Source organism: Actinomadura formosensis NBRC 14204, from assembly GCF_001552155.1.
Taxonomy (GTDB): Bacteria; Actinomycetota; Actinomycetes; order Streptosporangiales; family Streptosporangiaceae; genus Spirillospora; species Spirillospora formosensis.
On the sequence record NZ_BCQQ01000070.1, the window covers coordinates 1 to 12,605 of the forward strand.

Consider the following 12,605-nt stretch of genomic DNA (forward strand, 5'->3'; position numbering starts at 1 on the left):
CGCGGCCGGCCGGCGCCGCCTCGACGACGCCGCGGCCGGCGCGGGCCGCAGCCCCGCCGAACTGCGCCACGTCTACATCCTCGAAGGCGCCCTGGGCGGACGGGACTCGCGCGGCTTCCTGCACGGCCCGCCCCGCCAGTGGATCGACGAGCTGACCGAACTGGCCATCGGCCACGGCGTCGACTCGTTCCTTTACGCCGGCGACCCCGAGCAGTTCCCGGTCTTCGCCCTGGAGGTCGTCCCCGCCGTCCGCGAACAGATGACCCGCGAAAGAAGCGGGACCGCGGCCACCACCCGGGGCTGACCTCTCACATGCGTTCGGGGGTGGGGACGCCCAGGAGGTGCAGGCCGGTTTCCAGGGTGCGCAGGGTCGCGGCGCACAGGGCCAGGCGGGACGCCTTCGTCGTCTCGTCCGGGGCCTTCAGGACCGGGCAGTTCTCGTAGAACGTCGTGTAGTCGTCCGCGACCGCGTAGACGTAGGACGCCAGCCGGTGCGGTTCGGCGGTGTCACCGGCCTGCTTCAGGGCGGCGCCGAAGCCGAGCAGCTCCAGGGCCAGCGCCCGTTCGGCCGGGTGGCCCAGGGTGATCGGGCCGGTCGCGTCCTCGGGGGAGAGGCCGCCCCTGCGGAAGATCGACCGGATCCGCGCCGCCGCGTACTGCAGGTACGGGCCCGTCTTGCCGTTGAACGAGATCATCCGGTCGAAGTCGAAGACGTACTCGCTGTCGCGGGCCACCGACAGGTCGGCGTACTTCACCGCGCCCATGCCGACGGCCTGGACGATCGCGGCACGGGTCGCGTCGTCGAACGGCTCGTCGTGCTGGATCTTGTCGAACTCCGCGCCGGCCCGCTCGGCGGCCTCGTCCAGCAGTTCGGAGAGCTTGACGGTGCCGCCCGCCCGGGTCCGCAGGATCTTGCCGTCGGTGCCGAGGACGTTGCCGATCTGCGCGTGCTCGGCCCGCACCTCCTCGTTCAGCCAGCCCGCCATCCGCGCGACGGCGAACACCATCTGGAAGTGCAGCGACTGCGGGGCGCCCACCACGTAGATCATCCGGTCCACATGCTCGGTGTCGACCCGGTACCGGATCGTCGCGAGGTCGGTGGTGGAGTAGTTGTAGCCGCCGTCGCTCTTGCGGATGATCACCGGGAGGGGTTCGCCCTCGCGGCCGGTGAACCCGGGCGGGAACGCGCACAGCGCCCCGTCGCTGATCACCGCGATGCCCTTGTCCTCCAGCTCCTGGACGGTCGGGGCGAGCAGATCGTTGTAGAAGCTCTCGCCCTTGATGTCGTCGTCGGTGAGCGTGACGCCGAGCCGGGTGTAGACGGCGTTGAAGTACCGCTTGGACACCTCCACCAGGACGTTCCACAGCCGCAGCGTCTCGGCGTCGCCCGCCTGCAGCGCGACGACCCGCTTGCGGGACCGGTCGGCGAACCGCTCGTCGCCGTCGAACTTCTCCCGAGCGGCCTGGTAGAACGCGGTCAGGTCGCTGACGGACGAGTCGTCCCGCGCGGCGGCGTCCTCGCCGAGGTCGAGCAGGTGCTCGATCAGCATGCCGAACGGGGTGCCCCAGTCGCCGACATGGTTGTCCCGGACGACCTCGTGACCGAGGAACGCGAGGATCCGCGCGATCGCGTCACCGACGATCGTGGTCCGCAGGTGGCCGACGTGCATCTCCTTCGCCACGTTCGGCGAGGAGTACTCGACGACGACCTTCTGCGGCTTGTCGGCCGCGGGGACGGCGAGCCGCTCGTCCTCCAGGGCCCGCTGCGCCTCGGCGGCGATCCACGCGTCGCTGAGCGTCAGGTTGATGAAGCCCGGCCCGCTGACCTGGACGTCCGACACGACACCGGCGGTGTCGAGGTTCGCGACGATCTCCTCCGCCACGTCTCGCGGCTTGCGGCCCAGCTTCTTGGCCAGCGGCAGCGCCACGTTGGCCTGAAGGTCGGCGAACTGCGACGGCCGGATAACCGGGTCGGCGTCCGCGTACGACGGTCCGAAGGCGGCGCTCAGCGCGGCCTGGACCCGAGCGGCGAGTACGAGTTGCGGATCGGGCATGTCCCAAGGTTATCGGCGCCGCGCCCCCATCCGGACATGGTTTTCGCGCGGCCTACGGCGCGGCGGGCGGCTCTTTGCGGTCCGGGACGGTGTCGGCGGCGGGCAGCCGGGGCGGCGGCGGGCCTTCCACCGGCCTCTCCAGCGGCCTTTCCATCGGTTTCTCCGCGGGTCTGTCGTCGGGTCTGTCGCCGGTGTCGCGTTCGGGGTGCGTCCAGCGCCCGAACCGGGACGTGCGGGTCGCGGCGACCTGCTCCCGGATGCGCTCCACGATCCGTCCCGCCGCCAGCCGGTGCGCGAGCTCACAGGCCGACGTGATGGCGCGCGCGCGGGACGCGCCGTGCGCGATGACGACCGTCCCGTTCAGGCCGAGCAGGACGCCGCCGCCGTAGGTGTCGGGGTCGAGCCGGTCGCGGAGCTCCTGCAGGCGGCGGCGCTGGAGCAGCGCGCCCATCCGCGCCGCCGGGCTCGCCATCATCGCGTCGCGGATCTCGCCGAACGCGGCGCCGACCGTCCCCTCCATCGTCTTGAGGGCGACGTTGCCGGTGAAGCCGTCGGCGACGATGACGTCGACGCGCCCGCTCAGCAGGTCGTGGCCCTCCACATTGCCCGCGAACTCGATGCCGTGGTTGCCGCTGGAGAGCAGTTCGTGGGCCCGCTTGGCGAGCTTGTTGCCCTTGCCCGGCTCGGCGCCGATGTTGAGCAGCCCCACGGTCGGGCGCTCCGGGCCCAGCAGGATCTGCGCGTACGCCGTGCCGAGCGCGGCGAACTGGACGAGCGTCTCCGGCTTGACGTCCGCGGTGGCGCCCGCGTCCAGCAGGATCGTCGGGCGCGGACGCGTCGGCAGCGTCACCGCGATCGCCGGCCGCATCACGCCCTGCTGGCCCTTCAGCCGCAGCCGCGACGTCGCCACCACCCCGGCGGTGCTGCCCGCCGACACCAGCGCCGACGCCCGCCCCTGCTTGATCAGGTGGCAGGCGATCGCGATGGACGAGCGGGGCTTGCGCCAGCTCGCGAGCGCGCCCTCGCCCATGTCGAGCGCCTCGTCGGCGTGCACGATCGGGATCTTGCCGACGTAGCCGTACCGGTCCAGCTCCCGCCGGATCCGCATGGCCTGCCCGACCAGCACGAGCCGGACACCGTGCTCGCGGACCGCCTCCACCGCACCGGCGATGATCTCGTCCGGAGCGTGGTCGCCGCCCATCGTGTCGACCGCCACCGGCAGCGGGCGTATCGGTGCGCGGCGGGACGTCGTACGGCGGGGCGCCGTACGGCGAGGCGTCGCGGGACGCGACGGCTCGCCAGTGCCGGTCATGGCCGCTCCAGGAGGGTGAAGGGGAATGCGGTGCGCCGCAACAACGCAGCTCATCGCATCGTAAGACGTTCCCGCACCCTTCTTGACGACGCCCGGCCGGAGTGGCGCGCCTCACCCGCGCCCGTTCGCCTCCTTGGAACGGCAGTCGGCACCCAGGCAGGACGCGTTCTGCACGACCGGCCGCCCGTCCACGAGGATCGTGTAGTAGGCGTGATTCGTCTTCTTCTCGCCGCTGCCGAAGACCTTGACCGGCTTCTTGTCGGAGGTCGTCCCGGTGCAGGAGACGCGTATGTCCTCCTTCGACCAGCCGGGCTGGTCCGCGCACTTCAGCGGCGCCGTCAGCCGCACGCCGCGCTGGTGCAGTTCCGCGGCGGCGGTCACCGGCAGCGCCTCGCGCAGCGCGGCCTGGGTCTTGTACTTCAGCTCCTTGCCGCCGGACAGCACCAGATACAGGGCTCCGCCGACCGCCACGAGCACGAGCAGCGCGGCGGATCCCAGGATCAGGGCCTGCTTGCGGCTGATCTCCACGCGACTGATCTTCACAAGGGCTTACGTCACCGACAGTACGGGGACGTAAGCGCCGGGTGGCAGGTTTTTCCGGTCCACAGGGCGATTCGTTGCCGTGGGTCCTAACCGTTCTCCTGCTCGCAGCCCAGGCCGAGGCAGCCCTGGCGCAGCACCTCACGTCCGCCGACGGTGATGACGTAGGTCTCCCGCGGACGGCCCGTGTCGGCGTCGTAGGCGACACCCTCCACCCTGACCGGCTCACCGGCCTTGGTGCGGGCCGTGCAGTTCATGCGCACCAGGGAGTCGGTGTTGGCCGCCGGTGACTTGCACACGGGACGTGCCTCCAGCTCGATGCCGCGCATCTTCAGCTCGTCTATGGCCCCGTCGGTGACGGCGTTGCGGTACGCCCCTTCCGAGATCCTCTGCATGACCTTGCAGCCCGACATGGTCAGGGCGAGCAGAGCGGCCAGGGCGACCACGCGAGCCCGCACGATCATGTCGCCTTCGCCTCGGAGATCTCGGCGACCGCGTCGGCGATCACGTCGGGACGGTCGAGCGCGACCATGTGCGGTGCGTCCGGCAGTTCGATCCGGCTGCCGCGCGGGCTCATCCGGGCGAGCCGCTCGTGTCCGCCGGCCCATTCGCGCTTTCCGGCCGGGTCCTCGATGTCCCCGAGCGCGGTCACGACGACGAGCGGGACGGGTGGGAACGGCCGCCGTCCGCGCAGGCTCGCCAGGTCGGCGGCCATCTCCCGGTAGGCCAGGTCCTCGGCGATGACCGTGCCGATCACCGTCCCGCGCCCGTACACCGACCGCACGACGTCGTCCGGGACGGCCTCGTCGCGGCGGCTCGTGTGCTTGAGGATCATCCGCCGTCCGAACGGCCCGGCCACCTTCGCCAGCCGGGTGGCGCCGAGGAACGCGCCCGTCGCCGTGGCCAGGGGGGTCAGCGCGGCGGCGAGCCGCACCGGCACCCGCGGGTCGCGCTCGTGGCTCGGGTCGATGAGCACCAGCCCCCGGACGAGCCCGGGACGCAGCCGGGCCAGCGCTTCGGCGGGGAACGCCGCCATCGAGTGCGCGAGGACGATCACCGGCCGCCCCGCCCGCTCCGCCAGCGCCTCCAGGATCGCGGTGTCGCGGCGCAGCGACGGCGGCGCGACGGCGGCCGGGCTGAGCCCGAGGCCGGGACGGTCGAACACCGTGACCCGGTACTCGCCGCGCAGCAGCCGGGCCGTCGGCGTCCAGTCGAACCAGGCGCCGCCCAGCCCGGAGGCCAGCAGCAGCGGCGGCCCGTCCGCCGGCCCCGACGCGACGACGTGCACCTGCTCGCGCCCGACGTTCACGATCTCGCTCACAGGTAGGCCTCCTCCTTCGCCTCCGACGCGGCCCGCGTGCCGCGCGCCGCGTCCCGCCGGTCGGCGTACAGCGCCCAGGCGATGGTCAGCAGCCCCAGGCACAGGATGCTGATCTGGACGCGCTGGACGACCCCGAGCCACTGTCCCAGATACATCGCGACCAGCGTCCCCAGCGCGGACACCGATTCGGCGAGCGCCAGCAGCCAGCCCCAGCGGGCGAGGGCGGGCCACCAGCCGTACCGGCGGGCGGCGAGCGACAGCAGCAGCAGCGCCGCCACACCGCAGACGATCACGGCGCTGCTGGTGAACGAGTGGAACTCGTGCGAGAACGACACGTGCTCGGAGCGTTCCCGTAGCGCGCACCAGGTCTCCAGGCTCGGCGCGCAGTCCAGCGGGAAGGACGCGTCGCCGATCGCGCACACGCCGAAGAGGCCGAGGAACGCCCACCCGGCCGTGGCGAGGGGTTTGCGGGTGAGCTTGCGGAGCGTTCCGAGCGCGACCAGGAGCGACAGCACGCCGGTGACGAAGTCGCCCGCGCTGTAGACGTGGTGGAACGGCTGGTCGGCGGCCGACAGTTCGCTGACGTAGCCGTTGATGACGTCGAGTTTGGGGCTGAGGACGTTCTCCAGCACGAACGTCGCGTAGGTGATCCCGGCCACCGTCGCGAGGACGACCACGCGTATGGGGACGACGCCAGGCCCGTCCCGTCCATCAGTGTCCACCGGCCCCCCTCACGCCACTTGACCGCGCCCGCGCCCCGTCTTGCACACGCCCGGTCCCGCCGCTAGGTCCTGCCCGCCCTGACCCAGTATTTACGAAGATCGGCACTACCGGTGACCTGGGGTGCAGGTTCCGGCGAATCCGCTGGCAGCGTCCACGGACGAAACGTCATCCGCCGCTGAGGGAGAAGATGACGTCGCGTAGTCGTTGTACAAGAGCCAGGCGGTCAAGGATGATGTCCAGGCGATTTGCCGGGATCGTCCCTTGACCAGCATTTGCCCGGACCGGGGAGGGGGTATCAATTCGGCATGAACCCGCCCAAACGGTTGAATGGGGGTTTCTCAGGCAGTTCTGATCACATTCTGTGACGATGAGCCCGGGGTGCGCTTCCCCCGCTGACAGCAAGGAGTACCAACACGTGACACTGGTGAACGACGCGGCTCCCGCGGTGCGATCCACCGGTCGCAAGTTCCGCGCCTTCACGGCGAAGCACCTGGACGAGCTCACCGCTCGTGCGGGGCTGTCGCCCACGCAGCGGCTCGCGACCCGGGCGGTGGCGACGGTCCTGCCGTTCCGGACGAACGCCTACGTCATCGAGGAGCTCATCGACTGGTCGGCCGCGCCCGACGATCCGATCTACCGGCTCGTCTTCCCGCAGGAGGACATGCTCCCCGCCGAGGACGTCGCCCACCTGTCGGACCTGCTGCGCCGCGACGCGCCGAAGGCCGAGATCGAGGCCGCCGCCCACCGGGTGCGGATGAAACTCAACCCCCATCCCGCCGGCCAGATGGAGCTCAACATCCCGAGCTTCGGCGACGGCAAGATCCCCGGGATGCAGCACAAGTACGACGAGACCGTGCTGTACTTCCCCAAGCAGGGACAGACCTGCCACGCGTACTGCACCTACTGCTTCCGCTGGGCCCAGTTCGTCGGCGAGACCGACCTGAAAATGGCCGGCGGCGACGTCACCCAGCTGCGCGATTACCTCGTCTCCCACCCCGAAGTGACCAGCGTCCTGTTCACCGGCGGCGACGCCATGATCATGGGCGAGCCGGTGCTGCGCCGCTACATCGAGCCCCTGCTGGACCTCGAACAGCTCGAATCCATCCGGATCGGCACGAAGTCGCTCGCCTACTGGCCGCAGAAGTTCGTCACCGACCCGGACGCCGACGACATGCTGCGGCTGTTCGAGCAGGTCGTGGAGTCGGGCAAGAACCTCGCGTTCATGGCCCACTACTCCCACCCGCGCGAGCTCGAACCGCTGATGGTGGCCGAGGCGTGCCGCCGCATCCGCGACAGCGGGGCGATCATCCGTACCCAGGCCCCCCTGATCCGGACGATCAACGACGACGCCGTGACGTGGGAGACCATGTGGCGCACGCAGACGCGGATGGGTCTCGTCCCCTACTACATGTTCGTCGAGCGCGACACTGGGCCGCAGGATTACTTCGCCGTCCCGCTCGCCCGCGCGTACGAGATCTACCGGGACGCGTACAAGAACGTGTCCGGCCTGGCACGTACCGTCCGGGGCCCGTCCATGTCGGCGACCCCCGGCAAGGTCTGCGTGGACGGCGTCATCGACCTGTTCGGCGAGAAGGTCTTCGCGCTGCACTTCATCCAGTGCCGCGACGCCGAACTGGTCGGCAAGCCCTTCTTCGCCAAGTACGACCCCAACGCGGTCTGGCTGGACGACCTCAAGCCCGCCTTCGCCGACCGCTTCCCCTGGGAGAAGTAGCCCGCCCGCCGTGGCGTGTTCGTCCGTCCCCCGGATGAACACGCCACCCGGGCGGGTACTCCGCCCCTCCCCAGTGCCCGCGTTCCGGTGGCCGAAGACGGAATCACCGCAGATGGCGCGCCAGGGCGAGGGAGGCGGCGACCGCGGCGGCACCGCACAGCGCCACGACGTCGCCCGGCGCCATGAATTCGCCCACCGCCCCGGCCGCGCCGATGCCCGCCGCCTGGCCCGTCATGAGGCCGGCGTTCGACAGCCCGAGCGCCTGCCCGCGGATCGTCTCGGGCACCGCGTCCACGAGCCGCTGCTGCACGGCCAGTTCGTAGCCCAGGCCGAACGTCCCGGCGGCCATCAGCGCGCACGCCAGCGGCAGCGGCGGCCCGGCCGCGAACAGCAGGAGCGGCGCCCCGGTCAGCGCCGCCAGCGGCAGCGTGAGCCGCTCCCGCAGGCCGGGGCGGACCCAGCGGCCCACCACGAAGTTCCCCGCGAACATTCCGGCCGCGGCGGCGGACAGCAGCAGCCCCGCCGCGTCCGGGGCACCGAGGCCGGCCGCGTAGGGAACGGCCATGCCCTCCGAACCGACCGACAGCGAGATCGGCAGCCAGGCCGCCAGCAGCAGACCCCGCGTGGTCCGGCGGCCGAGCAGCAGGCTGTTGACGCGCCACGTCTCGCGCGCCAGGCCGGACGACGCCCGCGGCGCCGCCGGGACGTCCGGGAGACGCAGATGGGCGAGGACCACGGCCAGTGCGGCACTGATCGCCGCGAGCCAGAGGGCGCCGGCCGGGCTGAGCACCGCCAGCAGCAGGCCGCCCGCCGCCTGCCCCGTGATCTGGGCCCCGGCGCTGGTCATCGTGAACAGCGAGCGGCCGAGCACGTAGCCGTTCCCGGGGAGCAGGATGGGAAGCCGGGCCTGGACGGTCGCGGAGCCGACCGGCGCGAACAGCCCCACCGCGACGAGCAGCGCCATGACCGCCGGAACCGGGAGCCCGCCCAAGGCGAGGACGGCCGTGATCCCGAAACGCAGCAGGTGGTAGCCGGTGAGGAGCGGCCTGGCCGGGATGCGGTCCGCGAGTGAGAGCAGCAGCGCGCCGCCCACCACGTACGGGAGCATCCCGGCGGCGAAGACGAGCGCCGCCGCGACGGTGGAGCCCGTCCGCTCGAACGTCTGGACGGACAGCGCCAGCGTGCGGACGGAGTCGCCGGCCACCTGGAGCGTCTGGAGGGTGAACAGCGTCCGGAACTCCGGCACGCCGAACACGTCGCGGTATCGCACGGTCATGACCGCGACTCTGCGGCACCGGCCCGCACCCCGGATACTGTTTCGGGGAAGAACGAAACATGTACCGGATCGAAGCCGGCCCGGGCGGCTGAGGCACCGCGGCCGCCCCGGGGACCGGGACGGCCGCACCGCACGTCAGGAGCCGTAAACCGGGACGATCGTGGCGCGGGCCAGGGTGTGGGCGGTGATGTTGAAGCCCACGACGGCGGGAGAGGCGTCGGAGCCGACACCGAGCGACTCCACGTCCAGCGCGTGGACGGTGAACACGTAGCGGTGCGGGTCGCCGGGCGGCGGGGCGGCGCCGCCGAACGCCTTCACCCCGTAGTCGTTGCGGGCGTGCACGCCGATCTTGGAGTCCTCGGCGCCGGCGCCCGCGGGCAGTTCCGTCACGGTCGCGGGGATGTCGAACAGGCTCCAGTGCCAGAAACCGCTGCCGGTCGGCGCGTCCGGATCGAAGCACGTCACCGCGAAGCTCCTGGTCTCGGCGGGGAACCCCGACCAGCTCAGCCGCGGGGACTCGTTGCCGCCGCCGAACCCCCAGTCGTTGAACACGTGCTTGTCCGCGAGCCGCTCGCCGTCGGCGATGTCCTCGCTGGTGACGGTGAACGACGGGACCTCGGGCAGGTACTCGTGCGGAAGCGGCGGCTTGCCGGCCATGGTGACCTCCTACATCACAATCCGGTTCTCCCCTCCATCTCTATCAGGGCGCTCAGGTCTTGACCGCGCCCATCGTGAAGCCCGCCACGAAACGGTCCAGGAACAGGTTGAACAGGAACGCGATCGGCACCGCGGTGATGACGGTGGACGCCTGGAGCGACTGCCAGAAGAACACGTCCCCGCGGACGAGCTGCGTCGGCACGCCGGTGCTGACCACCATCTCCGGGCTCGCCGACACGAACGCCAGCGCGTACACGAACTCGCTGGAGGTGAGCGTGAAGCTGAACACGACGACCGCGACGATCCCGGGGAACACCAGCGGCAGGACGGTCCGCAGGAACGCGCCGAGCCGGCTGTGGCCGTCCACCATGGCCTGCTCCTCGACGTCCTTGGGGACGGCCTTGAGGAACCCGATCAGCAGCCACACCGACACCGGGACCGTGATCGTCGGATACACGACGATCATCGACCAGAGCGTGTCCTCCAGATGCAGCGCCACCACGACGCGGGTCAGCGACAGGAACAGCAGCGACGGCGGCACCAGGTACACCATGAAGATCGCGATGCCCATCGGCGTCCCCCACGGGCGGTCCAGGCGCGCGAGCGAGTACGCGGCCGGCAGCGCCAGCGCCAGCGTGATCGCGACCACCGCCGCGCCCACGATCAGCGTGTTGACCACGAACGTCAGGAACGGCGTGTCGGTGAACAGGAACGTCACATGGTCGGGCGTCGCCGGCTTGTTGAAGAAGAACGGGTTGCTCTCCGGGTTGTAGAGATCCTGGTTCTGCTTGAACGCGCTGATCACGCTCCACAGGAACGGCAGCGCGCACACCAGCGCCGCGATGATCGCCGCCGCGTACACCCCGGCCCGCGCCGCCACATGCCGCCGTGCGTACCTGCGCCGAAGCGCCTCGGTGGTCGTGTCCACTCGCCTCACCTCCGCTCGGCGGCGGGCGGGCGCCCTTCCGCGCCCGCTCACCCCGCCTCCAGCCGCCGGACCGCGCGCAGGATCGCGATCGCGCCCGCGAGCAGCAGCGGGAACAGGAACAGCGCGATCGCCGCGCCCTGCCCGACGTCGCCGCCCTCGATCCCGCGGAAGTACGCCCACGACGCCAGCACGTCCGTCGAGTGCGTCGGGCCGCCCCGCGTCAGCACGTACGGGACGGTCATGTCGGTGAACGTCATGATCGCGCCGAACAGCCCGGCGACGGCGATCACCGGGAGCGTCAGCGGGATCGTCACCTCGAACATCCGCCGCCAGAACCCGGCGCCGTCGATCCGCGCCGCCTCGTCGATGTCGCGGGGGATGGCGACCAGCCCGGCCATCACGATCACCGCGGCCAGCGGCGTCAGCCGCCACGTCTGCACGGCGACCACCGACGCCATCGCCGTGCCCGGACGGCCCAGCCACACCACGTTCGCGTCGATCAGCCCGAGGTGGCGCAGCACCCAGTCGACCGGCGAGTAGATCGAGTCCAGGAACCACAGCCACGAGATCGTCGACAGCGCCACCGGCGTCGTCCACGGCAGCAGCACCAGGAACCGGACGAACCACTTGCCGTGGAAGTCGGCGACCAGGATGTTCGCGAGCACCTTCCCGAACAGGACGATCAGCACCATGCTCACCAGCGTGAACACCAGCGTGTTGCGCAGCGCCCGCCAGAACACGCCGTCGGTGAGGATCTCGTCGAAGTTCCGGAACCCGGCGAAGTCGAAGGACGGGTCGCCGGTCGTCACGTCCGAGAACGCGAACGCGATCGCCAGCAGGAACGGGACGCCGACCAGCGCGACGATGTAGACGACCGACGGCAGCAGCATCACCCAGGCGAGGAACCCCTCCCGGTCGGCGAGCCCCGCCTTCGCCCGCGCCCTCGGCGGCTGCACGGCGGCGGGCCTTCGGTCCGTCGGCGCGTGCGTCATGCCGGGCCCCCGATCGGGACGGCGGCCGTGCGGGTGCCCGCCTCGGCGTCGAAGAACCGGAGCCGGCCGGACGGCACCGCGAACGCACGGGTCTCCCCGGCCTCCAGCGGCGTGCTCACGGTCGCGGGCAGCCGGGCGATGACGCGGGTCTCCTCGCCGATCCCCGTCACCGTCCCGTACACGTGCCGGTCGCCGGACAGGTACTCCATCCGCTCCACCCGCAGCGGCATCGTCACCCGCGCCGCGGACGCGACGTTCTCTTCGGGAAGCAGATGCTCGGGGCGGAACCCCACCAGCACGCCGTCGCGCCTGACCAGGTTCATCGGCGGCGACCCGATGAACGTCGCCACGAACGTGTCGGACGGGTCGTCGTACACCTCCTGCGGCGTCCCGACCTGCCGGACGCGGCCGTGCTCCAGCACCGCGATCCGGTCGCCGAGGCCCATCGCCTCCGCCTGGTCGTGCGTGACGTAGATGGTCGTGGTGCCGACGCGCTCCTGGAAGCGTTTCAGTTCGTCCCGCGCCGTCGCGCGCATCTTCGCGTCGAGATTGGACAGCGGCTCGTCCAGCAGGAAGACCGCCGGGTCCCGGACCAGCGCGCGCGCCAGCGCCACCCGCTGCCGCTCCCCGCCCGACAGTTGCCGCGGCTTGCGGCGCAGCAGCGGCTCTATCTCCAGCAGCGCCGCGGCCCATCGCGCCTTCTTCTCGCGCTCGCCCCGCTCCATCCCCTCCGCGCGCAGCGGAAAGACGATGTTGTCCATTACCGTCTTGTGCGGATAAAGCGCATACGACTGGAACACCATCGCGATCTGCCGGACCCGGGGCGGAAGGCCGTTCACGACGTTCCCGCCGATCAGCACCTCGCCCTCCGTGGGCTGTTCCAGACCCGCGATCGTGCGCAGCAAGGTCGTCTTCCCGCACCCCGACGGTCCCAGCAGCACCAGGTACTCGCCCGGCCCGGCCGCCAGATCCACCCCGTCCAGCGCCCGCACGTGCTCCGCCCGCCCCCGCCGCGCCCGCACATGCCCGTCGAAGTTCTTGACCAGGCCCTTCACCTCCACGGTCTGCAC

General features: G+C 71.3%; 12 protein-coding genes and 1 pseudogene. 2 read left to right on the forward strand and 11 right to left on the reverse strand.

Annotation, left to right across the window (positions count from 1 at the left end):
* A pseudogene (locus tag AF1_RS35220) lies at nucleotides 1-304 on the forward strand (LLM class flavin-dependent oxidoreductase); the annotation flags it as partial.
* A 4-nt stretch (nucleotides 305-308) separates the two neighbouring features.
* Here AF1_RS35220 and argS read toward each other — a convergent pair.
* The 6 genes from argS to AF1_RS18950 form a co-directional block, all read right to left on the reverse strand.
* Nucleotides 309-2,054 carry an arginine--tRNA ligase gene (argS, locus tag AF1_RS18925; protein WP_067800655.1) on the reverse strand — a complete coding sequence of 582 codons (1,746 nt, stop codon included), beginning with the start codon at nucleotides 2,052-2,054 and terminating at the stop codon, nucleotides 309-311.
* A 52-nt stretch (nucleotides 2,055-2,106) separates the two neighbouring features.
* Complete coding sequence (gene plsX / locus AF1_RS18930) at nucleotides 2,107-3,366, reverse strand: phosphate acyltransferase PlsX (protein ID WP_084263094.1); 1,260 nt, start codon at nucleotides 3,364-3,366, stop codon at nucleotides 2,107-2,109.
* Between the two features lie 111 nt (nucleotides 3,367-3,477).
* Complete coding sequence (locus AF1_RS18935; protein ID WP_067800729.1) at nucleotides 3,478-3,894, reverse strand: hypothetical protein; 417 nt, start codon at nucleotides 3,892-3,894, stop codon at nucleotides 3,478-3,480.
* Between the two features lie 101 nt (nucleotides 3,895-3,995).
* Nucleotides 3,996-4,370, reverse strand: coding sequence for a hypothetical protein (locus AF1_RS18940; protein ID WP_067800658.1), 375 nt, complete (start codon nucleotides 4,368-4,370; stop codon nucleotides 3,996-3,998).
* Complete coding sequence (locus AF1_RS18945) at nucleotides 4,367-5,227, reverse strand: alpha/beta fold hydrolase (RefSeq protein ID WP_242608763.1); 861 nt, start codon at nucleotides 5,225-5,227, stop codon at nucleotides 4,367-4,369. Before AF1_RS18945 ends, AF1_RS18940 begins: the two co-directional genes overlap by 4 nt.
* Nucleotides 5,224-5,949, reverse strand: a complete 726-nt coding sequence (locus AF1_RS18950; protein WP_067800661.1) for a DUF998 domain-containing protein — start codon at nucleotides 5,947-5,949, stop codon at nucleotides 5,224-5,226. The genes AF1_RS18945 and AF1_RS18950 overlap by 4 nt, the downstream gene beginning before the upstream one ends.
* A 416-nt stretch (nucleotides 5,950-6,365) precedes the next feature.
* Between AF1_RS18950 and AF1_RS18955 the strand changes: the two genes are divergently transcribed.
* Nucleotides 6,366-7,682: a KamA family radical SAM protein gene (locus AF1_RS18955; RefSeq protein WP_084263095.1), complete on the forward strand. Its 1,317-nt coding sequence runs from the start codon at nucleotides 6,366-6,368 to the stop codon at nucleotides 7,680-7,682.
* 103 nt (nucleotides 7,683-7,785) lie between these two features.
* Here the strand turns inward: AF1_RS18955 and AF1_RS18960 are convergent, their stop codons facing one another.
* The 5 genes from AF1_RS18960 to AF1_RS18980 all read right to left on the reverse strand — a co-directional run bounded on the left by AF1_RS18960 (nucleotide 7,786) and on the right by AF1_RS18980 (nucleotide 12,605).
* Nucleotides 7,786-8,958, reverse strand: coding sequence for an MFS transporter (locus AF1_RS18960; RefSeq protein WP_067800663.1), 1,173 nt, complete (start codon nucleotides 8,956-8,958; stop codon nucleotides 7,786-7,788).
* A gap of 135 nt (nucleotides 8,959-9,093) precedes the next feature.
* A complete protein-coding gene (locus tag AF1_RS18965; protein ID WP_067800666.1) occupies nucleotides 9,094-9,615 on the reverse strand; it encodes a YbhB/YbcL family Raf kinase inhibitor-like protein in 522 nt (173 codons plus the stop codon).
* Between the two features lie 52 nt (nucleotides 9,616-9,667).
* Nucleotides 9,668-10,543 carry a carbohydrate ABC transporter permease gene (locus tag AF1_RS18970; RefSeq protein ID WP_067800669.1) on the reverse strand — a complete coding sequence of 292 codons (876 nt, stop codon included), beginning with the start codon at nucleotides 10,541-10,543 and terminating at the stop codon, nucleotides 9,668-9,670.
* Nucleotides 10,544-10,590: 47 nt separating this feature from the next.
* On the reverse strand, nucleotides 10,591-11,535 hold the full coding sequence (locus AF1_RS18975; protein WP_067800672.1) for a carbohydrate ABC transporter permease: 945 nt from the start codon (nucleotides 11,533-11,535) through the stop codon (nucleotides 10,591-10,593).
* The gene (locus AF1_RS18980) at nucleotides 11,532-12,605 is read right to left on the reverse strand and encodes an ABC transporter ATP-binding protein (protein ID WP_084263096.1); all 1,074 of its coding nucleotides are present in this window, start codon (nucleotides 12,603-12,605) and stop codon (nucleotides 11,532-11,534) included. Before AF1_RS18980 ends, AF1_RS18975 begins: the two co-directional genes overlap by 4 nt.